This is a genomic window from Streptococcus mitis (genome assembly GCF_946190115.1).
Classification (GTDB): domain Bacteria; phylum Bacillota; class Bacilli; order Lactobacillales; family Streptococcaceae; genus Streptococcus; species Streptococcus mitis_CO.
This window is the reverse complement of record NZ_CAMHZG010000013.1, coordinates 1-24,747: the sequence shown is the minus strand read 5'-3', so window position 1 is coordinate 24,747 and position 24,747 is coordinate 1. Positions and strand designations below refer to the sequence as shown.

Annotated in this window: 26 protein-coding genes and 2 pseudogenes; 24 read left to right on the top strand and 4 right to left on the bottom strand. The window is 40.6% G+C overall.

Going from position 1 to position 24,747, the window contains the following annotated elements:
- Positions 1-92: 92 nt before the first annotated feature.
- The 7 genes from N8L90_RS07660 (at position 93) to trxB (ending at position 4,447) form a co-directional block, all read left to right on the top strand.
- Positions 93-587, top strand: coding sequence for a GNAT family N-acetyltransferase (locus N8L90_RS07660; RefSeq protein ID WP_101784676.1), 495 nt, complete (start codon positions 93-95; stop codon positions 585-587).
- The gene (locus N8L90_RS07655) at positions 587-1,105 is read left to right on the top strand and encodes a methylated-DNA--[protein]-cysteine S-methyltransferase (protein WP_101784678.1); all 519 of its coding nucleotides are present in this window, start codon (positions 587-589) and stop codon (positions 1,103-1,105) included. The genes N8L90_RS07660 and N8L90_RS07655 overlap by 1 nt, the downstream gene beginning before the upstream one ends.
- Before the next feature lie 5 nt (positions 1,106-1,110).
- Positions 1,111-1,467 carry an arsenate reductase family protein gene (locus tag N8L90_RS07650; RefSeq protein WP_101782587.1) on the top strand — a complete coding sequence of 119 codons (357 nt, stop codon included), beginning with the start codon at positions 1,111-1,113 and terminating at the stop codon, positions 1,465-1,467.
- A 157-nt stretch (positions 1,468-1,624) separates the two neighbouring features.
- The gene (locus tag N8L90_RS07645) at positions 1,625-2,425 is read left to right on the top strand and encodes an amino acid ABC transporter permease (RefSeq protein ID WP_101784680.1); all 801 of its coding nucleotides are present in this window, start codon (positions 1,625-1,627) and stop codon (positions 2,423-2,425) included.
- On the top strand, positions 2,425-3,168 hold the full coding sequence (locus tag N8L90_RS07640) for an amino acid ABC transporter ATP-binding protein (protein WP_000590982.1): 744 nt from the start codon (positions 2,425-2,427) through the stop codon (positions 3,166-3,168). The genes N8L90_RS07645 and N8L90_RS07640 overlap by 1 nt, the downstream gene beginning before the upstream one ends.
- A 77-nt stretch (positions 3,169-3,245) precedes the next feature.
- Complete coding sequence (locus N8L90_RS07635; RefSeq protein ID WP_261024909.1) at positions 3,246-3,470, top strand: DUF4059 family protein; 225 nt, start codon at positions 3,246-3,248, stop codon at positions 3,468-3,470.
- A gap of 65 nt (positions 3,471-3,535) precedes the next feature.
- Positions 3,536-4,447 (top strand): thioredoxin-disulfide reductase, encoded by a 912-nt coding sequence (gene trxB, locus N8L90_RS07630; RefSeq protein ID WP_000272298.1) that lies wholly within the window; start codon positions 3,536-3,538, stop codon positions 4,445-4,447.
- A gap of 112 nt (positions 4,448-4,559) precedes the next feature.
- On the opposite strand, the gene N8L90_RS07625 is transcribed toward trxB, so the two are convergent.
- The gene (locus N8L90_RS07625) at positions 4,560-4,745 is read right to left on the bottom strand and encodes a hypothetical protein (protein ID WP_001068559.1); all 186 of its coding nucleotides are present in this window, start codon (positions 4,743-4,745) and stop codon (positions 4,560-4,562) included.
- A gap of 225 nt (positions 4,746-4,970) precedes the next feature.
- Between N8L90_RS07625 and rpiA the strand changes: the two genes are divergently transcribed.
- The 8 genes and pseudogenes from rpiA (at position 4,971) to deoD (ending at position 14,253) form a co-directional block, all read left to right on the top strand.
- Positions 4,971-5,654, top strand: a complete 684-nt coding sequence (gene rpiA / locus N8L90_RS07620) for a ribose-5-phosphate isomerase RpiA (protein ID WP_261024907.1) — start codon at positions 4,971-4,973, stop codon at positions 5,652-5,654.
- A gap of 23 nt (positions 5,655-5,677) precedes the next feature.
- Positions 5,678-6,889 (top strand): phosphopentomutase, encoded by a 1,212-nt coding sequence (locus tag N8L90_RS07615; protein ID WP_261024906.1) that lies wholly within the window; start codon positions 5,678-5,680, stop codon positions 6,887-6,889.
- A gap of 1 nt (position 6,890) precedes the next feature.
- Positions 6,891-7,446 (top strand): annotated as a pseudogene (locus N8L90_RS07610) (DUF1697 domain-containing protein); the annotation flags it as partial.
- Entirely contained in the window at positions 7,447-8,256 is an 810-nt protein-coding gene (locus tag N8L90_RS07605; RefSeq protein ID WP_203175483.1) for a purine-nucleoside phosphorylase, read from the top strand.
- Positions 8,257-8,446: 190 nt separating this feature from the next.
- Positions 8,447-11,179: a galactose-binding domain-containing protein gene (locus N8L90_RS09585; RefSeq protein WP_314725731.1), complete on the top strand. Its 2,733-nt coding sequence runs from the start codon at positions 8,447-8,449 to the stop codon at positions 11,177-11,179.
- Between the two features lie 282 nt (positions 11,180-11,461).
- A pseudogene (locus N8L90_RS07590) lies at positions 11,462-11,707 on the top strand (phosphorylase family protein); the annotation flags it as partial.
- Positions 11,701-12,984, top strand: a complete 1,284-nt coding sequence (locus N8L90_RS07585; protein ID WP_261024903.1) for a chloride channel protein — start codon at positions 11,701-11,703, stop codon at positions 12,982-12,984. The pseudogene N8L90_RS07590 and the gene N8L90_RS07585, both read left to right, overlap by 7 nt.
- Before the next feature lie 558 nt (positions 12,985-13,542).
- Entirely contained in the window at positions 13,543-14,253 is a 711-nt protein-coding gene (gene deoD, locus N8L90_RS07580) for a purine-nucleoside phosphorylase (protein ID WP_101784693.1), read from the top strand.
- A 25-nt stretch (positions 14,254-14,278) separates the two neighbouring features.
- Here deoD and N8L90_RS07575 read toward each other — a convergent pair whose 3' ends face one another.
- The 3 genes from N8L90_RS07575 to coaA all read right to left on the bottom strand — a co-directional run bounded on the left by N8L90_RS07575 (position 14,279) and on the right by coaA (position 16,080).
- Complete coding sequence (locus N8L90_RS07575; protein ID WP_261024902.1) at positions 14,279-14,803, bottom strand: DNA topology modulation protein; 525 nt, start codon at positions 14,801-14,803, stop codon at positions 14,279-14,281.
- 52 nt (positions 14,804-14,855) lie between these two features.
- Positions 14,856-15,092 (bottom strand): 30S ribosomal protein S20, encoded by a 237-nt coding sequence (gene rpsT, locus N8L90_RS07570; protein ID WP_001274000.1) that lies wholly within the window; start codon positions 15,090-15,092, stop codon positions 14,856-14,858.
- 67 nt (positions 15,093-15,159) lie between these two features.
- Positions 15,160-16,080, bottom strand: coding sequence for a type I pantothenate kinase (gene coaA / locus N8L90_RS07565; protein ID WP_261024900.1), 921 nt, complete (start codon positions 16,078-16,080; stop codon positions 15,160-15,162).
- 201 nt (positions 16,081-16,281) lie between these two features.
- Here coaA and N8L90_RS07560 point away from each other — a divergent pair, with 201 nt between their 5' ends.
- The 9 genes from N8L90_RS07560 (at position 16,282) to N8L90_RS07520 (ending at position 24,630) form a co-directional block, all read left to right on the top strand.
- Positions 16,282-16,692, top strand: coding sequence for a hypothetical protein (locus N8L90_RS07560; protein ID WP_261024899.1), 411 nt, complete (start codon positions 16,282-16,284; stop codon positions 16,690-16,692).
- 185 nt (positions 16,693-16,877) lie between these two features.
- Entirely contained in the window at positions 16,878-17,468 is a 591-nt protein-coding gene (locus tag N8L90_RS07555) for a class I SAM-dependent methyltransferase (protein ID WP_314725730.1), read from the top strand.
- Positions 17,465-18,742, top strand: coding sequence for a pyrimidine-nucleoside phosphorylase (locus N8L90_RS07550; RefSeq protein ID WP_261024897.1), 1,278 nt, complete (start codon positions 17,465-17,467; stop codon positions 18,740-18,742). Before N8L90_RS07555 ends, N8L90_RS07550 begins: the two co-directional genes overlap by 4 nt.
- 19 nt (positions 18,743-18,761) lie before the next feature.
- A complete protein-coding gene (gene deoC, locus N8L90_RS07545) occupies positions 18,762-19,424 on the top strand; it encodes a deoxyribose-phosphate aldolase (RefSeq protein ID WP_261024896.1) in 663 nt (220 codons plus the stop codon).
- Positions 19,411-19,800: a cytidine deaminase gene (locus N8L90_RS07540; protein ID WP_261024894.1), complete on the top strand. Its 390-nt coding sequence runs from the start codon at positions 19,411-19,413 to the stop codon at positions 19,798-19,800. The genes deoC and N8L90_RS07540 overlap by 14 nt, the downstream gene beginning before the upstream one ends.
- Before the next feature lie 89 nt (positions 19,801-19,889).
- Positions 19,890-20,942, top strand: a complete 1,053-nt coding sequence (locus N8L90_RS07535; RefSeq protein WP_261024893.1) for a BMP family lipoprotein — start codon at positions 19,890-19,892, stop codon at positions 20,940-20,942.
- Between the two features lie 142 nt (positions 20,943-21,084).
- Positions 21,085-22,620, top strand: a complete 1,536-nt coding sequence (locus N8L90_RS07530; protein WP_261024891.1) for an ABC transporter ATP-binding protein — start codon at positions 21,085-21,087, stop codon at positions 22,618-22,620.
- On the top strand, positions 22,613-23,671 hold the full coding sequence (locus N8L90_RS07525) for an ABC transporter permease (protein WP_261024890.1): 1,059 nt from the start codon (positions 22,613-22,615) through the stop codon (positions 23,669-23,671). The genes N8L90_RS07530 and N8L90_RS07525 overlap by 8 nt, the downstream gene beginning before the upstream one ends.
- Before the next feature lie 2 nt (positions 23,672-23,673).
- A complete protein-coding gene (locus tag N8L90_RS07520) occupies positions 23,674-24,630 on the top strand; it encodes an ABC transporter permease (RefSeq protein WP_261024889.1) in 957 nt (318 codons plus the stop codon).
- Positions 24,631-24,747: the final 117 nt, after the last annotated feature.

Sequence of the window (24,747 nt, the reverse complement as noted above, 5' to 3'; positions counted from 1 at the left end):
ATAACAAAAACAGAAAGTCAAGTTTTAACTGCTTGTAGAAAGACTTAAATTATGCTATGATGGGAGAAACTAGTCAGAAATGAGGAGAAAAGATGGAGATTCGTTTAGCTTTTCCAAATGAAGTAGATGCCATCATGCAGGTGATGGAAGATGCTAAAAAATGTTTAGCGGATGCTGGTAGTGACCAGTGGCAAAATGGTTATCCAAATGCTGATATTATTATTGAGGATATTATCTCAGGTCAAGCCTATGTAGCATTGGAAGATGGAGAACTACTAGCTTATGCAGCTGTGACCAAGAGTCCAGAGGAGGCCTATGAATCCATTTATGAAGGAAAATGGCAAGCTGGAGAGTCAGAGTACCTAGTCTTTCACCGTATTGCTGTGGCTGTAGATGTCCAGGGACAAGGAATTGCTCAAACCTTCTTAGAGGGCTTGATTGAAGGTTTTGACTATCTAGATTTTCGCTCAGATACACATGTTGCAAACAAGGCTATGCAACATATTTTTGAAAAACTCGGTTTTAAACAGGTTGGTAAGGTCCCAGTTGATGGCGAACGCTTGGCCTATCAAAAATTGAAGAAATAATGCAAAAGAAGTATGCAAAAATTCTCTACTCTTCGCCAATTGGTATTCTATCACTGGTTGCCGACGAGCAATATCTGTATGGCATTTGGGTGCATGAGCAGAAGCATTTTGAGAGGGGACTGGGAGATGAGACTATAGAAGCAGTTGTTAGTCATCCCATTTTAGACCCAGTTATTGCTTGCTTAGATGCTTACTTTAAAGGCAAGCCTCAGGATTTATCCGACTTGCCCTTGGCTCCAATCGGAACGGATTTTGAAAAGCGAGTTTGGTCCTATCTACAGGGAATTCCTTATGGTCAGACAGTGACCTATGGACAAATAGCACAAGACTTGCAAGTGGATTCTGCTCAAGCAATTGGTGGAGCGGTAGGACGCAATCCTTGGTCTATCCTAGTACCTTGTCATCGGGTGCTGGGAGCTGGCAAGCGTCTGACAGGTTATGCTGCAGGAGTGGAAAAGAAAGCTTGGCTCTTGGAGCATGAAGACGCAGATTTTAAAGATATAAATAATAGAAAGTGAAAGACATGTTAGAATTTATCGAATATCCAAAATGTTCAACTTGTAAAAAAGCAAAACAAGAATTAAATCAATTAGGTGTGGACTACAAAGCCGTCCATATCGTCGAAGAAACACCTAGCCAAGAAGTCATTTTAAACTGGCTAGAAACCTCGGGTTTTGAGTTGAAGCAATTTTTCAACACCAGTGGGATCAAATACCGTGAATTAGGGCTGAAAAATAAGGTAGGAAGCCTGTCAAACCAAGAAGCAGCTGAGTTGCTAGCAAGCGACGGAATGTTGTTAAAACGACCCATTTTAGTAGAAAATGGAACTGTTAAGCAAATCGGTTATCGAAAACCTTATGAAGAATTGGGATTGAAATAGTTTTTATCTATCTCTTTGATAGATAAAATATATAACCTCCCTGTTTCAAAGTATGATAAACTAGTAGGTAGATAAAGTCTGTATCTGACCGTAGCAAATAATTTCATTGACGGCAGAAGTATGGTAGAATGAATCATTATCAGGAGAGGATGTTTTTATGAATGTTACAACGATTTTAGCATCAGATTGGTACCAAAACTTGATGCAATTGATTCCGGATGGCAAGCTGTTTAGCTTGCGTTCGGTCTTTGATGGAATCCCGAGAATTGTCCAACAACTTCCAACAACGATCATGTTGACAATTGGTGGTGCTCTTTTTGGCTTGGTTTTGGCACTTCTTTTTGCCATTGTGAAAATCAATCGTGTCAAGATTTTATATCCCTTGCAGGCCTTCTTTGTTAGCTTCTTAAAAGGGACACCGATTTTGGTGCAACTCATGTTGACCTACTACGGAATTCCTTTGGCTTTGAAAGCTCTCAATCAGCAATGGGGAACTGGTCTCAATATCAATGCGATTCCAGCCGCTGCTTTTGCGATTGTTGCCTTTGCCTTCAATGAAGCAGCTTATGCCAGTGAAACCATTCGTGCAGCCATTCTCTCAGTCAATCCTGGTGAGATTGAGGCGGCACGCAGTCTGGGCATGACCCGAGCACAAGTTTATCGTCGCGTAATTATTCCAAATGCAGCAGTTGTGGCGACTCCAACCTTAATCAATTCTCTAATCGGATTGACCAAGGGAACTTCCCTAGCCTTTAGTGCGGGTGTTGTGGAAGTCTTTGCCCAAGCTCAGATTCTAGGTGGAGCTGATTATCGTTACTTTGAACGCTTTATCTCCGTTGCCCTTGTTTATTGGGTAGTCAATATCGGAATTGAAAGCCTCGGTCGTTTCATCGAGAGAAAAATGGCTATTTCTGCACCCGATACAGTGAAAACAGATGTGAAAGGAGACCTTCGTTAATGATTAAGATTTCGAATTTAAGCAAATCCTTTTCAGGACAGACTGTCTTGGATCATCTGAACTTGGATATCCAAAAAGGAGAGGTTGTAGCCTTGATTGGTTCTTCAGGAGCTGGAAAATCAACCTTCCTTCGCAGTCTCAATTATCTTGAAACACCTGACAGTGGCTCTATTCAGATTGATGATTTCTCAGTTGATTTTTCTAAAATCACTCAAGAAGAAATCCTTGCCCTACGCCGTAAGCTGTCTATGGTTTTTCAACAGTTTAATTTGTTTGAACGCCGCACAGCACTTGATAATGTGAAAGAAGGCTTGGTTGTTGTCAAGAAATTGTCTGATCAAGAAGCGACTAAGATTGCCAAGGAAGAGTTGGCTAAGGTTGGGCTTTCTGACCGTGAAAACCATTACCCTCGCCATTTATCAGGTGGACAGAAGCAACGGGTTGCCCTAGCGCGTGCGCTTGCTATGAAACCAGATGTCTTGCTCTTAGACGAACCAACTTCAGCCCTTGACCCAGAATTGGTCGGTGAAGTAGAAAAATCTATTGCAGATGCTGCTAAGTCAGGTCAAACCATGATTTTGGTCAGTCATGACATGTCCTTTGTAGCCCAAGTGGCTGATAAGATTCTCTTCTTAGATAAGGGGAAAATTATCGAGTCTGGAACACCAGATGAGATTATCCACCATCCTAAAGAAGAGCGGACAAAAGAATTCTTCGCTAGTTACAAACGAACTTATATTTGATATAATAGATAAAGGAAAACTCAGTTAGCTGGACTAGCTGAGTTTACTCTTTAAAAAAGATAGAAATGAGAGAAATCATGCTACTGCAACTATTTTCTTTATATTTCGAGAGTTTGATCTTGACCACCATCCTCGTCCTGATTTTTTTAGGGATTTGGATTGGACTGAGAGCCATGTCGGGAGTGGATAAGACAGCCAAGGCTCGCCAAGCCCATCTCTATGATATGATTATGATAGGGGTCTTGGTTGTTCCAGTATTATCCTTTGCGGTTATGAGTTTAATTCTTGTTTTTAAGTCATAATCCTTGCATGATTAACAAGAAAGAGTTAGAATAAAGATAGTTACAACAAGAAAGAAGGAATTTATATGTACGATACTATTATTATTGGTGCTGGACCTGCAGGGATGACTGCGGCCTTATACGCTGCTCGAAGCAATCTGAAAGTAGCCTTGATTGAAGGTGGTTTACCAGGTGGTCAGATGAACAATACATCGGATATCGAAAATTACCCAGGATACGCTAATATCAGTGGACCAGAATTGGCAGAAAAGATGTTTGAACCGCTTGAAAATCTTGGTGTTGAGCACATTTATGGTTATGTTGAAAATGTCGAAGACCATGGTGATTTTAAGAAAGTGATGACCGATGACCAAACATATGAAACACGTACAGTTATCGTAGCAACTGGTTCTAAACACCGTCCTTTGGGAGTACCTGGAGAAGAAGAACTGAACAGTCGTGGTGTTTCTTACTGTGCTGTGTGTGATGGTGCTTTCTTCCGTGACCAAGATTTGTTGGTAGTTGGTGGTGGAGATTCAGCTGTTGAAGAAGCCCTCTTCTTGACTCGTTTTGCCAAGACTGTTACCATTGTTCACCGTCGTGACCAACTTCGTGCTCAAAAGGTTTTACAAGACCGCGCCTTTGCGAATGAGAAAATCAGCTTTATCTGGGATTCTGTAGTCAAGGAAATCAAGGGTGAAAACCGAGTAGAATCTGTCGTATTTGAAAATGTGAAAACAGGTCAAGTGACAGAACAAGCCTTCGGTGGCGTCTTTATCTATGTTGGCTTGGACCCTCTTAGTGATTTTGTTAAAGAATTGAATATCCAAGATCAGGCTGGTTGGATTGTGACAGATAACCATATGAAAACTGCAGTTGACGGTATCTTTGCGGTTGGAGATGTTCGCTTGAAAGACCTTCGCCAAGTAACAACAGCAGTTGGAGATGGAGCTATCGCTGGTCAAGAAGCCTACAAGTTTATCACCGAACATAGTTAATTATAAAAACGCATAGTATCAGATTTACAAAAAATTTGACACTATGCGTTTTATTGTGGGAAAATTAATTTCATTTTCTACTGAAATTGAGTTTTGCCAGCCTCTTATATTTTTAGAAAAATCCTTTAATCTTGCTAACGAGGCCATCTAGACCTTCTGAACCAGAAATCAACTGCTGAGCTTGAGAGAAGTATTCTCCAAGTTGTTCTTGATTTTCTGCAACGAATGTCTTAGCAGCTTCGAAATCTTTTGTTTCGATTAACTCTTTTACTTGATTAAACAAATCTAATGGGTTCATCTTATTTCTCCTTTTCTGTACTTAACTATTTAATCATGTTTATGATAAAAAATCAACTGTTGCTGCTTTTGGCTAGGACCTGTTTTTATCTACAAGTTCTCATAACTAAGATTCTAACCACCAAAACAAGGTGGACATAAAAATGTTCGGGTTTTTCTAGTGTATCCATGAAATAAAAACGGATACATGGTATAATAGAAATAGCTCTTTAATGGAGGTGTTTGAGTGGAAAATCTGAAGAAAATGGCAGGTATCAAGGCCGCTGAATTTGTAAATGATGGGATGGTTGTCGGACTGGGAACGGGTTCTACTGCTTACTATTTTGTAGAAGAAATTGGTCGTCGTATCAAGGAAGAGGGGTTGCAGGTTACAGCTGTAACGACTTCTAGTGTGACCAGTAAACAGGCTGAAGGGCTTAATATCCCGCTCAAGTCTATTGACCAAGTAGATGTTGTTGATGTGACGGTTGATGGGGCGGATGAAGTGGATAGTCAGTTTAATGGAATCAAAGGCGGTGGTGGTGCCCTCCTGATGGAGAAGGTTGTTGCAACGCCCTCAAAAGAATACATTTGGGTGGTGGATGAAAGCAAGCTAGTCGAGAAACTAGGTGCTTTTAAATTGCCAGTAGAAGTGGTTCAGTATGGCGCAGAACAGGTCTTTCGTCGTTTTGAGCGAGCTGGCTACAAACCAAGTTTCCGTGAAAAAGATGGCCAACGTTTTGTGACGGATATGCAGAATTTTATCATTGACCTTGCCTTAGATGTCATTGAAGATCCAATTGCCTTCGGGCAAGAATTGGACCATATCGTTGGTGTTGTAGAGCACGGCTTATTCAACCAAATGGTGGATAAGGTCATCGTTGCTGGACGAGACGGGGTTCAGATTTTAACTTCAACAAAAGCAAGATAACTAAAATAATAAGGAGATACACTATGTCAAAATTTAATCGTATTCACTTGGTGGTACTAGATTCTGTAGGAATCGGTGCTGCACCAGATGCTAATAACTTTGTCAATGCAGGGGTTCCAGATGGAGCTTCTGACACACTGGGACACATTTCTAAAACCGTTGGTTTGAATGTGCCAAACATGGCTAAAATCGGTCTTGGAAATATTCCTCGCGAAACTCCTCTTAAGACTGTACAAGCTGAAAGCAATCCAACAGGTTATGCAACAAAATTAGAAGAAGTATCTCTTGGTAAGGATACGATGACTGGGCACTGGGAAATCATGGGACTCAACATTACAGAACCTTTCGATACTTTCTGGAATGGATTCCCAGAAGAAATCTTGATAAAAATCGAAGAATTCTCAGGACGCAAGGTCATTCGTGAAGCCAACAAACCTTACTCAGGTACAGCTGTTATCGATGATTTTGGACCACGTCAAATGGAAACTGGAGAGTTGATTATCTATACTTCAGCTGATCCTGTTTTACAAATTGCTGCCCACGAAGATATTATTCCTTTGGATGAATTGTACCGTATCTGTGAATACGCTCGTTCAATTACACTTGAGCGCCCTGCCCTTCTAGGTCGCATCATTGCCCGTCCATATGTTGGTGAGCCAGGTAACTTCACTCGTACAGCAAACCGTCGTGACTTAGCCGTTTCTCCATTTGCACCGACTGTTTTGGATAAATTGAATGAAGCAGGTATCGATACTTACGCTGTTGGTAAAATCAATGATATCTTTAACGGTGCTGGTATCAACCATGACATGGGCCACAACAAGTCAAACAGCCATGGAATTGATACACTATTGAAGACCATGGGCCTTGCTGAGTTTGAAAAAGGATTCTCCTTCACAAACTTAGTTGACTTTGATGCTCTTTACGGCCACCGTCGTAATGCTCACGGTTATCGTGATTGCTTGCATGAGTTCGATGAGCGCTTGCCTGAAATTATCGCTGCCATGAGAGAGAATGATCTTCTTTTGATTACTGCTGACCATGGAAATGACCCAACCTATGCTGGAACTGACCATACTCGTGAATATATTCCACTTTTAGCTTACAGCCCTAGCTTTAAGGGAAATGGTGTCATTCCAGTTGGACATTTTGCAGATATCTCAGCGACAGTTGCGGATAACTTTGGTGTTGAAACTGCCATGATTGGGGAAAGTTTCTTAGATAAATTGGTATAAGATGACGCGATATGCTTTACTTGTTCGGGGCATTAATGTCGGTGGGAAAAATAAGGTTGTCATGGCGCAACTACGTCAAGAACTGACAGAGTTGGGACTGGAAAAGGTTGAGACCTACATCAATAGTGGCAATATTTTCTTTACTTCGACAGACCCCAAAGCCCGATTGGTTGAAAAGTTAGAGGCTTTCTTTGAAATCCATTATCCATTTATTCAGAGCTTTTCCTTGCTGAGTCAGGAAGACTATGAAGCAGAGCTGAATAATCTGCCAGAATGGTGGACCAAAGACCTAGCTCGAAAAGATGTGCTCTTCTACACGGAGAGCTTGGATGTGGATCAAGTGATCGAGAAAGTGAACAGTTTGGAACTGGAAGATGAAGTCGTTCATTTTGGAAGACTTGGGATTTTCTGGGGAAAATACTCCGAGGAATCATACTACGAAACAGCCTATCACAAGTACTTGCTCAAGATGCCTTTTTATCGTAACATCACCATTCGCAATGCTAAAACTTTTGACAAAATCGGTCAAATACTAAAAAAATAATAAAGGAGACACAATGACGTTTTTAAACAAAATCCATGAAACTGCTACTTTCCTGAAAGACAATGGAATCCAAGCACCTGAGTTCGGTCTAATCCTTGGATCAGGTCTGGGAGAATTGGCAGAAGAAATCGAAAATCCAGTTGTAGTAGACTATGCGGATATCCCAAACTGGGGCCGTTCGACAGTAGTCGGTCACGCTGGTAAGTTGGTATATGGTGACCTTGCAGGTCGAAAAGTCTTGGCTCTTCAAGGTCGTTTCCATTTCTACGAGGGAAATCCTCTTGAAGTCGTGACTTTCCCAGTACGTGTGATGAAAGTTCTCGGATGTGAAGGTGTCATTGTAACCAATGCTGCAGGAGGTATTGGTTATGGTCCTGGTACTTTGATGGCTATCTCAGACCATATCAACTTTACGGGTCAAAATCCATTGATGGGTGAAAACTTGGATGACTTTGGTCCACGTTTCCCTGATATGTCTAAAGCCTACACACCAGAATATCGTGCTACTGCCCATGAAGTGGCTAAGAAACTTGGTATCAAGCTTGATGAAGGTGTCTATATTGGTGTAACAGGTCCGACTTATGAAACCCCAGCAGAAATTCGTGCCTATAAGACACTTGGAGCAGATGCAGTTGGTATGTCTACAGTTCCTGAAGTGATTGTGGCAGCCCACTCAGGTTTGAAAGTTCTGGGAATTTCATGTATTACTAACTTTGCAGCTGGATTCCAAGAAGAACTCAACCACGAGGAAGTTGTAGAAGTGACTGAACGTGTCAAAGGTGATTTCAAAGGCTTGCTTAAAGCGATTCTTGCTGAATTGTAAAAAAATTAGTGATGGCATTAGACTAGAAATGGGGGGAGTTCTCATCGTCTTTAGTAGAGAAGATTGGGTTTGTTGTGATTAAAAGATGAACAAAAATCCAATCAACTACTATATCTTTAGTAAAAATTTATCACATACTTATTTATCAATTATTGGTAAATAGGGGAAAATAAAAGAAAGTTAGAAAAAAATGAAAATCGCTCAACGAATGATGCGTTTTGGCATAAAAAAATTAAGTATCGGAGTTGTATCTGTTGCAGTTGGTTTTGCTTTTTTAGCACCGACAGGAATTTCTGCCAATGAAGGAAGTCCAGTTGTGAAAAACGAAACTCCTCTAGTAGTAAATGCAACGGATAGTCCGACAAAACTAGAAAATACTGATAAAAAACAGGAAACGCATCTTATAGAGGAAAGAGTAGCAGTTATCCAACCAGCTCCGGAAACAAAAGAAGTCCTTAAAAATCAGAAGGAAGAAGAAAAGCTGGAATCCCATAAAACAGAGCCTGCTCTAGTTCCTGCAGAAGTGAATAGAGAGGAAAATGTAAAGGATGAGTCTACAACTTCTCGTCCTGTGACAGCAGAAGATCTTTTGAAAATTTCAAAAGGAGAACTGCACTCCGAAAATGATTTACTTGACAATTCTCTTTATGGTGAAAAAGTCCTTGATTTAGAAGGTGATGACGATCAGGATGGTATCAAAAATAAGGATGAGCTTTATGTTTATCGTAAAGATGGTAAGGACTATTTAGGATATAACAGTCATCCATTACTGGCAGACAGTGATGGAGACGGATTAGCAGATGGGGAAGATGATAATAAGAAACAATGGTATGTTACAGATCGAGATGCTCTTCTCTTTATGGAGTTATCCTATCGTGATGATGACTATATCGAAAAAATTCTAGATCATAAAAATCCATTTCCGAGTCTCTACTTGAATCGTCAAGAATATAAGATGATGCACAATGAGTTAGCCCCGTTTTGGAAGATGAAAAAAGCTTACCATACAGCTAGTGGTTTGGATGCTTATCTATTTGAAACTAAGAGTGATTTTCCTTATTTAAAAGACAATACTGTTCAAATGTTGGCTATACGTGGGACAAGACTGAATGATGCCAAAGATTTGAGAACGGACTTGACCTTGCTAGGAGGAAATAAACCTGCACAAGCGGATGATATCCGTAATGTTGTAAAAGAATTGGCGCAGGATTCCAGCATTACCAATCTGTATATGACAGGCCATTCTTTAGGAGGCTATCTAGCTCAAATAGCAGCAGTTGAAGCTTATCAGAAATATCCTACTTTTTATAATAATGTTTTGAAAAAAGTGACAACATTTAATGCACCTAAGGTCATTACTTCAAGAACAATCTGGAATGCCAAAAATGGTTTCTGGGATGTAGGACTAGAAAGTCGGAAGCTTGCTGTAAATGGAAAAATTAAACATTATGTAGTGGATAACGACAATGTGGTTACATCTGTGCTACAAAATGATAGTGATGTTGTGACATCTACAGGAAGCGCCAATGTTAAACACCGTTCGCGTGGCTATTTTGAAAGTCGCATGAATGATATTCCAAACTTTAATATTGGAAAACGAACAACATTGGACAAGCAGGGTTACCGTGATCCAAAACTGGAAAAAATTTCTTTCTTTAAGAAACAACAACTCCCTCTGTCATCTAGTCAACCAAGCGCTGAACCTCTTGAAAATATAGCTCTAGGGAAACGGGTTACCCAAAGTTCGACAGCTTTTGGAGGTGACGCTAGAAGGGCTGTAGATGGAAAAGTTGATGGGAATTATGCTCATCATTCTGTAACGCATACAGAGTTTCAATCTAAGCCTTGGTGGCAAGTCGATTTAGACAAGGAAGAAACGATTCGTCAAATCAATATCTATAATCGAACAGATACTGCTCAGGATAGGCTTACCAATTTTAATGTGATTCTTTTAGATAGTTCTGGAAAAGAAATTGAAAGAAAGCGCATTGCATCTCTGAAAGATATCTCTGCACAAATTGCAATTGACTATAAAAAAGCTCGTTTTGTCCGTATTGAGTTAGATGGTTACAATGCTCTCAGTCTCGCAGAAGTTCAAGTCTTGCGTGCTGAGAATATCGCATGGAAAAAGCAAGCACGCCAAAGTTCTACCGAGTTTGGAGGAGATGCTAGTCGTGCTCTAGATGGAAATACCAATAGTAACTACAGCCAGCAATCAATTACTCATACAAAATTTGAAAATCAGCCTTGGTGGGAAGTTGATTTAGGTCGTACAGAACAGGTAGGACTTGTCCGTCTTTATAATCGTGGAGATGGCGAGCTTTCCAAACGTTTGGCAGATTTTGATGTGATTTTATATGATGAAAAAGGGACAGAAGTTACTAGAAAATATGTTTCTCGTTTAGAAGGAAATCATCTAGATCTTCAGTTGGATGGTAAGTTGGGACGCCGTGTTCGTGTACAACTACGTAAGAACAATCAAGCCCTCAGTCTTGCTGAAGTAGAAGTATTTCGATTTATAGCTAAGAATACTGTGACACCACCAACTTCTAAGCCAGTACAAGTGTTAAATTACACTCCTGTAAAAGATAAGACCCTAACTATTCAGCATAGTGGAGCTTACATTGCTCGCTACTCTATAACTTGGGAAGAAGTTACAGTAGATAAAAATGGTCATTCAGTTGTTCGAAGTCATTCTTGGGAAGGAAATGGACGTAATCAGACTGCAGGTTTTGTCCTCAACCTCCCAATTAAAGAAAATATGAGAAATCTTCGAATTAAGATCGAAAAGAGAACAGGTCTTATCTGGAATAGATGGCAAACAATCTATGACAACAGCCCTCTTCTCGCCCAACCACATCGGAAAATCACTCATTGGGGTACGACATTGAATTCCAAGGTGAGTGACGATGATGTCTTGTAATCTGATGATACAATGACAGTTAGTTTGTCTAGTTTATAAGAAAGTACTACCTGAGCTTGAATAGAACTCAGGTAGCTCTCTGTGAAAGAACAAAATGAATACTCAATGAAAATCAAAGAGTAAACTAGGAAACTAGCCGCAGGCTGCTCAAAACACTGTTTTGAGGTTGTGGATAGAACTGACGAAGTCAGTAACCATACCTACGGCAAGGCGACGTTGACGTGGTTTGAAGAGATTTTCGAAGAGTATAAACAGAAAGGTAGAGCGCGTGTTCTAATTTGAACACGAGTAGAAATTCGTACCTATAAGATGCTTGGAATAGATGTGGTCGGAATGTCAACTGCTCCTGAAGTTATTGTTGTAGCCTATTCAGGTTTGAAACTTCTAGGAAGTTTATGTATTACTAACTATACTACTGGTTTCAAAGAAGAGCTTAACCACGAAGAGGTTATAGAAGTGACAGAGTGTGTTAAAGGTGATTTTAAAGGCTTACTTAAAGCCGTTTTTACTGAATTATTACTATGTTAAAAGAATTGAGGAGTATTTTTCAGAAAATCCCTTATAATCTTAAATTATTCCTAGCAGTCATTTTGCAAGGAATAGTTTCAGGTTTATCTGGTATTTTTCTACATTATCTTTTAGAGATGGTGGAGGAGCTAGCTTTTGGTCAGTCAGAGCATCATAGTGGATTTTTGACTGATGGAGTTTCCTCGTCGCGGATAGGATTTAGTTTAATAATCGTGGGTGTCAGCTCATCCTTGGTCTGGTATTTCTTGCAAAAAAAATCACAGATTTTTTCCATTAGAGCACAGATGAAGGATGAGACTTCACAATACAAGCTTCATTTTTTAAAACAGCTATTTCATTCAATTTGTCAAATTATTGCAGTTGGAGGGGGAGCCCCTATTGGTAAAGAAGCTGCGCCACGAGAGATTGGAACTCTATTTGCAGGACCAATTGGAAAAATATGTTTTCTCTCTAAGAAGGATCAAGTCTTTCTCCTTGCTTGTGGTGCTGGTGCTGGTTTAGCGGCTGTTTATCAGGTTCCATTAACAAGTGTCTTCTTTGTTTTTGAAACCCTAGGAATTGCTCTATCTATTAAACGATTTGTCTTAGTCGGTTTGGCTACCTATGTCTCAACCTATATAGCAGGCTGGGTTATTTCAGATCAGGCTCTTTATCAGATTCCAGCCATCACATGGTCATTAAAGGAAATATGGAATATTCCCTTATTACTTCTTTTCTTAACCCCACTAGCTTGGCTTTTTGGTCACTTAAGTAAGGCAGCGTCTTCAAACAGAATAAAAGATAAACGAATACTTCTCACATTGCCTACAGCTTTTCTTTTTCTTGCTGGGTTGGCAAGTTATTTTCCACATCTACTTGGAAATGGACGTATGATGGCTCAGGAAGTATTGAATGGTAGCAATGGCAAAACAGTATTCCTCTTGTTTATCCTAAAAGCACTGGTCGTTCTTATTACTCTGTGGGCAGGGGCCTATGGTGGTACACTTACGCCATCTTTTGCCTTGGGGATGGCTGGAGCTGGTCTCTTGGGCGTGATTCTAGGTGGGGATAGCCAGCCAAGCATTTTGCTTTTGGGATCTGTTTGCTTTTTATCTGTGACCTTGAGGGCTCCCTTGTCTGCAACTGGATTAGTAATAGGTTTCACTGGGATAGGTTTAGATTCTCTTCCGTATCTCTTAGTAACAGCTGTTTTAGCCTATGAATTTGCAAAAATATTAGACCGTTTTTCTTGGGCTAGCATACTGTGTCAGAAGTCAAAGAATAAAGTAATAAGATAGAGAACGACCGTTTCTTCTAATCAAAGATTTATCTTAAAAGATTAAAAACTATTGTCAATTTATCAATAACTGTTTGAAATAAAAAAGAAGTAGGCTTATCGGAGTCATGATTGAATCCGATTTTTCCTAGCTATCAAATATAAAAATAAAAAAGAAAGGAAGAGCGTGTGTTTTGATTTGAACACGAGCGGAAAACTTTTCTAAAAACTCAGAAGAGAAGGGGAGTTCGGATTTGAATAGAAGCCGGTCTAATCTCTTCTATATAACCAAAATTTAAAAAGAAAGGATGGGTTAACTGTATTCGTTGAACCGAATACGGGCGGAGAACTGTGTAAAAAAGATAAACTGTCTAGCATCTGAGATGCTTCGTCAGTTTCATATTTTTACTTTGTTTTCTGTCGCTATCCTAAATATACAAAAAAAGAAAGGTAGAGCGTGTGTTTTGATTTGAACACGAGCGGAAAACTTGGAAAATAGATAATCTGACTGAGAAATCAGGATTTCTCGTCAGATTCCTAATTTTCAGTCGTTTTCTTGTCGCTCTTTGTATCATAAATTATGTCTATCCATATTGCTGCTCAGCAGGGTGAAATTGCTGATAAAATTCTTCTTCCTGGGGATCCTCTTCGTGCTAAGTTTATTGCGGAGAATTTCCTTGAAGATGCTGTTTGTTTTAACGAAGTACGTAACATGTTTGGTTACACTGGTACTTACAAGGGCCACCGTGTATCAGTCATGGGAACTGGGATGGGGATGCCATCTATTTCGATTTATGCGCGTGAGTTGATTGTTGACTACGGTGTGAAAAAATTGATCCGTGTGGGAACAGCAGGTTCATTGAATGAAGATGTTCACGTTCGTGAATTAGTTTTGGCGCAGGCAGCGGCAACCAACTCAAACATCGTCCGTAATGACTGGCCACAGTACGATTTTCCACAAATCGCTAACTTTGATTTGCTGGACAAGGCCTACCATATCGCCAAAGAACTCGGTATGACAACCCACGTTGGGAACGTTTTATCATCTGATGTCTTTTACTCAAACTACTTTGAAAAGAACATCGAGCTTGGTAAATGGGGAGTTAAAGCTGTGGAAATGGAAGCAGCAGCTCTTTACTATCTGGCAGCCCAACACCATGTTGACGCGCTAGCTATCATGACTATCTCTGATAGCTTGGTCAATCCAGATGAAGACACAACTGCAGAAGAACGTCAAAATACCTTCACTGATATGATGAAGGTTGGTTTGGAAACCTTGATTGCAGACTAATTATAGCCAAAAAGGAAGCCCTTCTTTATGAATTGGAGGACTTCCTTTTCTTATCTAGAAATTGGTCTATCTCTTTTTGTGATCTGAGGATGACCACTTTATATGGATAGTTTTTTTGAATCCACTTGTAGCGTTCCTTAGCGGATTTGCTCCGTCCGTCCCAAAGAATCCATCTGATAAACTCCCAATTAAATTGTTCTTGACAACCAGCTGCCATACTTTCTCTGACCTTGCCTCGGTATGTGAGATAACGTTTAAAAGCCCGAAATAGACAAGTCCATGGGGAAAAGTTGAGAAAGATGATTTGGTCAGCTTCCTGCATTCTTTCTTGGTAATAGCACCAAGAATAATTTCCATCGATGACCCAGGCTTCATGCTTGGTGAGAAAGTTATTCATCTCGGTTAACATCCAATCACGGTCACTGTCTTGCCAACCGGGTTGAAATTGGAGTGTGTCCATGTGAAGTTTTGGGATGGAGTAGTAGTGAGACAACTTTTCAGCTAGAGTTGACTTACCAGCACCAGAATATCCGATAATTGCGATTTTCATTTTCTACCTTTTCCTATTTGGAGACAAAAAAACAGCCTCTATGGACTGTTTCTTATTTAGCAAGTTTAGCTGAAAGACGAGCTTTGTCGCGGCTTGCTTTGTTTTTGTGAATCAAACCTTTAGTTTCTGCTTTATCGATAGCTGAGCTAGCAGCACGGAAAAGTTCTTCAGATGGGTTTGCTTCGAAAGCTTTGATAGCAGTACGCATAGCTGATTTTTGAGCTGAGTTCTTTTCGTTTTGTTTAACGTTCAATTCAGCGCGTTTGATAGCTGATTTAATGTTTGCCAATGTTCTTACCTCCATATTTACTAACTATACCATTATATCTGAAAACTTACGTTTTGACAAGGGAAAATTATTTTTTTAAGTAAATTTCATCGATTTCATGATTCTTTGTTTTATGAAGAATCACTTCTGCACGATTTCTGGTCGGTTCAATATAATTTTGTAGATTTGTGAGATTGATACTGGTCCAGACCTGATGGGCAAAGGATTCCACTTCCCCAATCGGCATCTGAGTAAAACGATAATAGTAGCTATTAGGGTCGTTTTGGGCTAGGCTCAGCATCTTCAAGAAACGGTCCAGATACCAACTCTCGATGTCATCGACTGCAGCATCAACATAGATGGAAAAGTCAAAGAAGTCGGTAATGTAAAGACGTTCGTTTTGTGGATTTTGAAAGACATTTATTCCCTCAACAATGACAAAATCAGCAGCTTTAACGCTTTGCTTTTCCTCGGGTACGATGTCGTAGACTTCATGAGAATAGACAGGAATATCCACATCTTGTCCATTTTTGATACGGTCCAAGAAGTTGAGAAGAGCTTCCATATCATAGCTTTCAGGAAATCCCTTGCGATTTAAAATCCCTTGTTCAAGCAAGGTCTGGTTGGGATAGAGAAAGCCGTCAGTTGTTACCAACTCAACCGTAGCATCTGTAAGTGTACGGGACAGTAGGATTTGAAGTAGGCGACTGGTTGTGGATTTTCCAACGGCAACACTCCCAGAAACCCCAATGATAAAAGGCTGGGATTTGCTTTCACGTTGAAGGAAAATTCCTTTTGAAAAGGCCAAATCATCCTTGGTACGCTTATAAATCTGGATGAGATGGGCTAGGGGGAGATAGACATCGGTAACATCCTGTAAACTAATCTGGTCATTAAAACTCTTGATGGATTCTAATTCCTCTTCTGTCAAAGGAGGTGTTGTCTTCCAATGTAAAGATTGCCAAGTCTGGCGGCTGATTTTTTCAAAATGTAAAAATTCGTTGGTCATTTGTTTTCCCCTAGATATTTTGTTTATCATACCATAAAAAGCTAAAAAAATAAAGCGGTTTCTTGAATGTGTTAAGTCAATAGTATATACTATAAGTAGATAGAGGATGAACAATTTATTGATGAAGTAGGAGATAGCTTCTACTGATTTATAAGCTAATAAAAGGGAGATTTTTAGTTCACAACATATAGGAGGTGTACTATGAGAATCTTAAAACGTTACATATTGGAACTTTGTTTTATTTTAAGTTTTGCACTACCTTTTATAAAAGGGGCGAATGCGGATAATGGTAGACGCTTTGTGGAAATCTATTACGGTTTTACTTTTTTGATGGAACATGCTATTGTAACAGCTATCTTTATCTGTTCGCTCTTGATTGCTTGCCTACTAAAAAAACGGTGGACGAAATGGCTTGCTGCTGGAAGTTATGTCTTTTTAGTCCTATGGATTGCTACAGAGGGTTATTTATTCCGCATGTCACTAGAAGATTTAATCCGACTTTGGACAAGTTTGGAAATCTTGACACAAACTTATCAGTTGGGCTTTTATCTAAACATCCTGTTGGGAATTTTGTTGATAATAAAGTATTTGAAGGTTAAGCAATGGTCATAAAAATGAGCCTAATTACAGACAATAGACTATGAGATATCTGCTCCTACATGATTTGTCATTCGTTTCCAATAATTGAAAGAGATTGAAGAAAAGGTCTTCTTGGCTAGCTTTCTTCAGTCTTTTTCGTTTTATTATCAGTTTGTAAACGATTTACAATTTAAGTCAAATTATGGTAAAATAGTTTCATGAGTAAAATGTATTATGCAGAAAATCCTGACGCTGCTCACGACATTCATGAGTTAAGAGTGGACTTATTGGGAGAAAAAATGACCTTTTTAACGGATGCGGGTGTTTTTAGCAAGAAAATGATTGATTTTGGGAGTCAACTCTTGCTCAAGTGTCTTGAGGTCAACCAAGGAGAAACTGTTCTTGATGTAGGCTGTGGTTACGGACCTTTGGGCTTGTCCTTAGCTAAGGCTTATGGAGTTCAGTCGACCATGGTCGATATCAATAATCGTGCCTTGGATTTGGCACGACAAAATGCTGAACGAAATAAAGTGGAAGCGACGATTTTCCAGTCCAATATTTATGAACAAGTTAAAGGGAAATTTGACCATGTCATTTCCAATCCTCCTATCCGTGCAGGTAAACAAGTGGTTCATGAAATCATTGAGAAAAGCAAAGATTTCTTGGAAACTGGTGGGGATTTGACTATCGTTATCCAGAAGAAACAAGGGGCACCAAGTGCTAAGTCTAAGATGGAAGATGTGTTTGGCAATTGCGAAATCGTCAAAAAAGATAAGGGATACTATATCCTTAGAAGTGTGAAAGAATGAGAGCAGTTGATTTAATCCAAAAGAAACGAGATGGTCAAGAACTGACTTCGAGTGAAATTGAATGGCTAGTTGAAGGCTATGTGTCAGGAACTGTCCCTGATTATCAGATGTCTGCTTTTGCTATGGCTGTTTATTTTAAAGGAATGACGACTCGTGAAATTTCTGATTTGACTATGAAAATGGTTCAGACAGGGCAAGAGTTTGATTTATCTGCTATTGATGGGGTTAAGGTTGACAAGCATTCTACGGGTGGTGTTGGTGATAAGGTGACCTTGATTTTGGCTCCCCTTGTTGCTAGTTTTGGTGTGCCTGTGGCAAAAATGAGTGGTCGTGGTCTAGGCCATACGGGCGGTACGATTGATAAATTGGAGTCCATTAAGGGTTATCAAGTAGAACGTAGTCAAGAGGACTTTATTGGACAGGTGCAGGACATTGGAGTATCTGTCATTGGGCAATCAGACCAGCTGGTCAAAGCAGATAAACTTCTCTATGCCCTCCGTGATGTGACCGCAACTGTCGACACGATTCCTTTGATTGCGAGTTCGGTGATGAGCAAGAAAATCGCGGCAGGAGCGGATGCTATTTTGTTAGACGTAACTGTCGGAGAGGGTGCCTTCATGAAGACTGTTGATGAAGCGCGAGAACTGGCTCAAACCATGGTGGATTTAGGGAAAGCAGTAGGCCGTAAAACAGTTGCAGTCATTACGGATATGAGTCAGCCCTTGGGACGAGCGATTGGAAATCGCCTTGAAATCCTTGAAGCATTGGAGATTTTACAAGGTCAAGGCCGTCAGGATATTACCCATTTTATATGCGAATTGGCTCAAATTATGCTTGGCCTGGCAAATGTTAACAAGTCAGTTGAAGAAGTTCGCCAACATCTTGAAAATGGTCAAGCACTGGCTAAGTTTGAGGATATGGTCCAAGCCCAAGGTGGAGACTTGGAAGACCTCTATCGTCCTGTAAATGTAGCCCATGTGGTGGAAATCCCTGCTCAGGAAACGGGTGTCATTTCAGCTCTTCCAGCTATGGAATTTGGACTTTATGCTATGAGACTGGGGGCAGGCCGTGCAGTCAAGTCTGATGCCTTGGACTATGAAACAGGAATTGTTTTTGAAAAGAAAGTTGGAGATTCCGTTCAAAAGGGAGAAATTGTTGCAAAAGTATACACAAATGGAAAAATTTCTCCTCAGCTAGTTACAGATTTTCAAAAATATGTTAAAATAAATGATAGGGTGCAAAGTTTACGAGAAATTATAGAAATTATCTCATAAACCGCAGGAGGATCCGAATATGAAATTAAATAAATATATCGATCATACGCTTTTAAAACAAGATGCAACAGAAAATCAAATTGATTGTTTGTTGTCTGAGGCTAGGGAGTATGATTTTGCCAGTGTTTGCGTTAATCCGACCTGGGTTGAACATGCCAAAAAAGGGCTTGAAGGCACAGATGTCAAGGTCTGCACAGTAGTAGGTTTCCCCTTGGGAGCAACAACTTCAGCTGTGAAAGCTTTTGAAACCAAAGAAGCTATTCAAAATGGTGCAGACGAGATTGATATGGTGATCAATGTTGGGGCTCTCAAAACAGGTAATCTTGATTTGGTTGAATCGGACATCCGTGCGGTTGTAGAAGCAAGTGGTGACAAGTTAGTGAAAGTCATTATTGAAGCTTGCTTGTTGACGGATGATGAAAAGGTTGTTGCTTGCCAATTGGCCCAAAAAGCGGGAGCTGATTTTGTTAAAACATCTACTGGCTTTTCAACTGGTGGGGCTACGGTAGCAGATGTTCAATTAATGCGTGAAACAGTTGGACCTGATATGGGTGTCAAGGCTGCTGGTGGAGCTCGTTCTTATGCAGATGCTCTTGCCTTTGTGGAAGCAGGGGCGACCCGTATCGGAACTTCAGCTGGGGTAGCCATTTTAAAAGGAGAATTGGCAGATGGCGACTACTGAGTTGATTGAACTAGCAATTGAAACCAGCAAGCAAGCCTATGTACCCTATTCTCACTTTCCTATCGGAGCAGTTTTAGTGGCAAAAGACGGAAGTGTTTACACGGGAGTGAATATTGAAAATGCTAGCTATTCTTTGACCAATTGCGGTGAGAGAACAGCCATTTTTAAGGCTATATCTGAAGGACAAAGAGAATTTTCAGAGCTGATTGTTTATGGTCAAACTGAAAAACCGATTTCACCATGTGGTGCTTGTCGCCAAGTAATGGTCGAATTTTTTGAACAAGATCTAAAAGTGACCTTAGTCGCAAAAGATAAATCGACGGTCGAGATGACGGTCGGGGAATTACTTCCATACTCTTTTACAGACTTAAACTAGTCTGAGTCGCTCTCTGAGTGGCACGGTCCTTGTGACCAATCAATCCATACTTGCAACATCGTTGCACATCTTATTTAGGAGGTTCAGTAATGAACAAGAAACAATGGCTAGGCCTTGGTCTAGTTGCAGTGGCAGCAGTTGGACTTGCTGCATGTGGTAACCGCTCTTCTCGTAAGGCAGATTCATCTTCTGATGTGAAGACAAAAGCAGCAATCGTCACTGATACTGGTGGTGTTGATGACAAATCATTCAACCAATCAGCTTGGGAAGGTTTGCAGGCTTGGGGTAAAGAACACAACCTTTCAAAAGATAAAGGTTTCACTTACTTCCAATCAACAAGTGAAGCTGACTATGCTAACAACTTGCAACAAGCGGCTGGAAGTTACAACCTAATCTTCGGTGTTGGTTTTGCTCTTCACAATGCAGTTAAAGATGCAGCAGAAGAGCACACGGATTTGAACTATGTTTTGATTGATGATGTGATTAAAGATAAAAAGAATGTTGCTAGTGTAACATTTGCTGATAATGAGTCAGGTTACCTTGCTGGTGTGGCCGCAGCCAAAACAACTAAAACAAAACAAGTTGGTTTTGTAGGTGGTATGGAGTCAGAAGTTATCTCTCGTTTTGAAGCAGGATTCAAGGCTGGTGTTGCGTCAGTAGACCCATCTATCAAAGTACAAGTTGACTACGCTGGTTCATTTGGTGATGCTGCTAAAGGTAAAACAATTGCAGCCGCACAATACGCAGCTGGTGCAGATATTGTTTACCAAGTAGCTGGTGGTACAGGTGCAGGTGTCTTTGCAGAAGCAAAATCACTCAACGAAAGCCGTCCTGAAAATGAAAAAGTTTGGGTTATCGGTGTTGACCGTGACCAAGAAGCAGAAGGTAAATACACTTCTAAAGATGGCAAAGAATCAAACTTTGTTCTTGTATCTACTTTGAAACAAGTTGGTACAACTGTAAAAGATATTGCTAACAAGGCAGAAAAAGGTGAATTCCCTGGCGGTCAAGTGATCGTTTACTCATTGAAAGATAAAGGGGTTGACTTGGCAGTAACAAACCTTTCAGAAGAAGGTAAAAAAGCTGTCGAAGATGCTAAAGCTAAAATCCTTGATGGAAGCGTAAAAGTTCCTGAAAAATAATGGATGGAAGTTATTTCTTAGGAAGCGGCCATCGGCCGCTTTTTAAGAGTTGAGACAAAGTCATTTTGTCTCAGTAAAGCTTGCTACTATACAAACTAGCAAGTTTTATTGAAATAAAATAAGACTCTGAAAGGAAGAGCACATGGCACACGAAAATGTCATTGAGATGCGTGATATTACCAAGGTGTTTGGTGAATTTGTTGCCAACGACAAAATCAACCTGAACCTACGAAAAGGTGAAATTCATGCACTTTTAGGAGAAAATGGGGCTGGAAAGTCCACGCTCATGAACATGTTAGCAGGGCTTCTTGAACCAACCAGTGGTGAAATCGCGGTCAACGGTCAAGTTGTCAACCTCGATTCACCATCTAAAGCAGCTAGCTTGGGAATCGGAATGGTTCACCAGCACTTTATGTTGGTAGAAGCCTTCACAGTGGCTGAAAACATCATTTTAGGTAGTGAATTGACTAAAAATGGTATGCTAGATATCGCTGGAGCTAGCAAAGAAATCAAGGCTCTTTCTGAACGTTATGGCTTAGCTGTTGACCCTTCTGCCAAGGTAGCAGATATCTCAGTTGGAGCCCAACAACGTGTAGAAATTTTAAAAACCCTTTATCGGGGGGCTGATATCCTTATCTTTGACGAACCAACGGCTGTCTTGACTCCATCAGAAATTGATGAGTTGATGGCTATTTTGAAAAATCTTGTCAAAGAAGGGAAATCAATTATCTTGATTACCCACAAGTTGGACGAGATTCGTGCAGTTTCTGACCGCGTTACAGTTATCCGTCGTGGGAAATCAATTGAAACTGTCGAAATTGCAGGGGCTACCAATGCTGATTTGGCGGAAATGATGGTAGGACGTTCTGTTTCCTTTAAAACAGAGAAACAAGCCTCTCAACCAAAAGAAGTGGTCTTGTCTATTAAAGACTTGGTGGTCAATGAAAACCGCGGTGTTCCAGCTGTTAAAAATCTGTCCTTGGATGTTCGTTCTGGAGAGATTGTTGGTATTGCGGGGATTGATGGGAATGGTCAGTCTGAACTGATTCAAGCCATCACAGGTCTTCGCAAGGTTGAATCTGGAAGCATTGAGCTAAAAGGAGATTCAATTGTAGGCTTGCACCCACGTCAGATTACAGAGTTGAGTGTTGGGCACGTTCCAGAAGACCGTCACCGTGATGGTTTGATTTTAGAAATGATGATTTCTGAAAATATTGCTCTTCAAACCTACTATAAAGAACCACATAGTAAAAATGGAATTTTGAACTATTCAAATATTACTTCTTATGCTAAAAAGCTAATGGAAGAATTTGATGTTCGTGCTGCCAGTGAATTTGTGCCTGCAGCTGCACTCTCGGGAGGAAATCAACAAAAAGCAATTATTGCTCGTGAAATTGATCGAGATCCTGATCTCCTTATCGTCAGCCAGCCAACTCGTGGGTTGGATGTCGGTGCCATTGAATATATCCACAAGCGATTGATTGAAGAGCGTGATAATGGTAAGGCTGTCCTTGTTGTCAGCTTTGAACTAGATGAGATTTTAAACGTCTCAGACCGTATTGCCGTTATCCATGATGGTAAGATTCAAGGTATTGTATCACCAGAAACAACCAATAAACAAGAACTTGGTGTCTTGATGGCTGGTGGAAACTTGGGAAAGGAGAAGAGTGATGTCTAAAAAATTACAACAAATTTCGGTTCCCTTGATTTCTGTCTTCCTAGGAATTTTACTTGGAGCCATTGTCATGTGGATCTTCGGTTATGATGCTATTTGGGGCTACGAAGAATTGTTCTATACAGCCTTTGGTAGCCTGCGTGGGATTGGAGAAATCTTCCGTGCTATGGGGCCTTTGGTCTTGATTGGTCTTGGTTTTGCTGTTGCCAGTCGTGCAGGTTTCTTTAACGTCGGGCTTCCTGGTCAGGCTTTGGCAGGTTGGATTCTCAGTGGTTGGTTTGCCCTGTCGCATCCAGATATGCCGCGTCCCTTGATGATTTTAGCGACTATCGTGATTGCTTTGATTGCTGGTGGGATTGTCGGAGCGATTCCAGGTATTCTTAGGGCTTATCTAGGGACGTCAGAGGTTATCGTAACCATCATGATGAACTACATTGTCTTGTATGTAGGAAATGCCTTTATCCATTCTTTCCCTAAAGATTTCATGCAAAGTACAGATTCGACCATTCGTGTTGGGGCTAATGCAACCTATCAGACACCTTGGTTGGCTGAGTTGACTGCTAACTCGCGGATGAATATTGGTATTTTCTTTGCCATCATTGCCGTTGCAGTTATTTGGTTCATGCTCAAGAAAACAACCCTTGGTTTTGAAATCCGTGCAGTTGGTCTTAATCCACATGCTTCAGAATATGCTGGTATTTCTGCCAAACGGACTATTATCCTATCTATGATTATTTCAGGTGCCTTGGCAGGTCTTGGTGGAGCTGTTGAAGGACTTGGAACCTTCCAGAACGTCTATGTTCAAGGGGCATCATTAGCTGTCGGGTTTAACGGGATGGCAGTTAGTCTACTTGCAGCAAACTCACCAATTGGTATTCTCTTTGCAGCCTTCCTGTTTGGTGTTCTCCAAGTTGGAGCCCCAGGTATGAATGCGGCGCAGGTACCGTCTGAGCTTGTCAGCATTGTAACAGCGTCTATTATCTTCTTTGTCAGTGTTCATTACCTTATCGAACGCTTTGTCAAACCGAAAAAACAAGTTAAAGGAGGTAAGTAAAGATGTCTATTACAACCTTGCTCACCCTCTTGGTGTCTTCTATGCTGATTTACTCAGCCCCCCTCATCTTTACAAGTATCGGTGGCGTTTTTTCTGAACGTGGTGGTGTGGTAAACGTCGGTCTTGAAGGAATTATGGTTATGGGTGCCTTTTCTGGAGTTGTCTTTAACCTTGAATTTGCAGAACAATTTGGAGCAGCAACTCCATGGCTATCCTTGCTTGTAGCAGGATTGGTTGGTGGTCTCTTCTCTATCATACACGCAGCAGCGACGATTCATTTCCGTGCAGACCATGTTGTCAGCGGTACGGTATTGAACTTGATGGCGCCTGCCTTGGCTGTTTTCTTGGTGAAAGTTCTTTATAACAAAGGACAAACCGACAACCTAAGTCAGACTTTTGGACGCTTTGATTTCCCAGTTTTGGCAAATATCCCAGTGATTGGTGATATCTTCTTCAAGTCAACTAGTCTACTTGGTTATCTGGCGATTGCCTTCTCATTCCTTGCTTGGTTTATCCTCTTCAAGACTCGCTTTGGTCTTCGTCTTCGCTCTGTCGGTGAACACCCGCAAGCAGCGGATACTTTGGGAATCAATGTCTACAAGATGAGATATTTAGGGGTTATCATTTCAGGTTTCCTAGGTGGAATTGGAGGAGCAATTTATGCTCAATCCATCTCAGTCAACTTCTCAGTGACAACTATTGTTGGACCTGGATTTATCGCTCTTGCTGCGATGATTTTTGGAAAATGGAATCCAATCGGAGCCATGCTTTCTAGTCTATTCTTTGGGCTTTCACAAAGTTTGGCTGTTATCGGTTCTCAATTGCCGTTCCTACAAGGATTGCCTGCGGTTTATCTTCAAATCGCACCTTATGTTTTGACAATTCTTGTCTTGGCAGCCTTCTTTGGAAAAGCAGTCGCACCAAAAGCAGATGGTATCAACTATATCAAATCAAAATAAGCATACAAAAAAACGTCAGTTCAGAATTGTACTGACCCCCAAAAGTTAGACAATTAATTTATCCGAAGGATTTAGTTCTGTATTGCACAGGGCTAAGTCCTTTTAGTTTTACCTTAA

Coding starts and splice junctions, on each gene's coding strand:
- N8L90_RS07645 (WP_101784680.1), top strand. CDS start 1,625: ATGAATGTTACAACGATTTTAGCATCAGATTGGTACCAAAACTTGATG.
- N8L90_RS07540 (WP_261024894.1), top strand. CDS start 19,411: ATGGCGACTACTGAGTTGATTGAACTAGCAATTGAAACCAGCAAGCAA.
- N8L90_RS07530 (WP_261024891.1), top strand. CDS start 21,085: ATGGCACACGAAAATGTCATTGAGATGCGTGATATTACCAAGGTGTTT.
- N8L90_RS07555 (WP_314725730.1), top strand. CDS start 16,878: ATGAGTAAAATGTATTATGCAGAAAATCCTGACGCTGCTCACGACATT.
- N8L90_RS07625 (WP_001068559.1), bottom strand. CDS start 4,745: ATGAACCCATTAGATTTGTTTAATCAAGTAAAAGAGTTAATCGAAACA.
- trxB (WP_000272298.1), top strand. CDS start 3,536: ATGTACGATACTATTATTATTGGTGCTGGACCTGCAGGGATGACTGCG.
- N8L90_RS07635 (WP_261024909.1), top strand. CDS start 3,246: ATGCTACTGCAACTATTTTCTTTATATTTCGAGAGTTTGATCTTGACC.
- deoD (WP_101784693.1), top strand. CDS start 13,543: ATGTCTATCCATATTGCTGCTCAGCAGGGTGAAATTGCTGATAAAATT.
- N8L90_RS07650 (WP_101782587.1), top strand. CDS start 1,111: ATGTTAGAATTTATCGAATATCCAAAATGTTCAACTTGTAAAAAAGCA.
- N8L90_RS07585 (WP_261024903.1), top strand. CDS start 11,701: ATGTTAAAAGAATTGAGGAGTATTTTTCAGAAAATCCCTTATAATCTT.
- N8L90_RS07575 (WP_261024902.1), bottom strand. CDS start 14,803: ATGAAAATCGCAATTATCGGATATTCTGGTGCTGGTAAGTCAACTCTA.
- N8L90_RS07560 (WP_261024899.1), top strand. CDS start 16,282: ATGAGAATCTTAAAACGTTACATATTGGAACTTTGTTTTATTTTAAGT.
- N8L90_RS07660 (WP_101784676.1), top strand. CDS start 93: ATGGAGATTCGTTTAGCTTTTCCAAATGAAGTAGATGCCATCATGCAG.
- N8L90_RS07640 (WP_000590982.1), top strand. CDS start 2,425: ATGATTAAGATTTCGAATTTAAGCAAATCCTTTTCAGGACAGACTGTC.
- coaA (WP_261024900.1), bottom strand. CDS start 16,080: ATGACCAACGAATTTTTACATTTTGAAAAAATCAGCCGCCAGACTTGG.
- N8L90_RS07535 (WP_261024893.1), top strand. CDS start 19,890: ATGAACAAGAAACAATGGCTAGGCCTTGGTCTAGTTGCAGTGGCAGCA.
- deoC (WP_261024896.1), top strand. CDS start 18,762: ATGAAATTAAATAAATATATCGATCATACGCTTTTAAAACAAGATGCA.
- N8L90_RS07525 (WP_261024890.1), top strand. CDS start 22,613: ATGTCTAAAAAATTACAACAAATTTCGGTTCCCTTGATTTCTGTCTTC.
- N8L90_RS07615 (WP_261024906.1), top strand. CDS start 5,678: ATGTCAAAATTTAATCGTATTCACTTGGTGGTACTAGATTCTGTAGGA.
- N8L90_RS07520 (WP_261024889.1), top strand. CDS start 23,674: ATGTCTATTACAACCTTGCTCACCCTCTTGGTGTCTTCTATGCTGATT.
- N8L90_RS07605 (WP_203175483.1), top strand. CDS start 7,447: ATGACGTTTTTAAACAAAATCCATGAAACTGCTACTTTCCTGAAAGAC.
- N8L90_RS09585 (WP_314725731.1), top strand. CDS start 8,447: ATGAAAATCGCTCAACGAATGATGCGTTTTGGCATAAAAAAATTAAGT.
- N8L90_RS07655 (WP_101784678.1), top strand. CDS start 587: ATGCAAAAGAAGTATGCAAAAATTCTCTACTCTTCGCCAATTGGTATT.
- N8L90_RS07550 (WP_261024897.1), top strand. CDS start 17,465: ATGAGAGCAGTTGATTTAATCCAAAAGAAACGAGATGGTCAAGAACTG.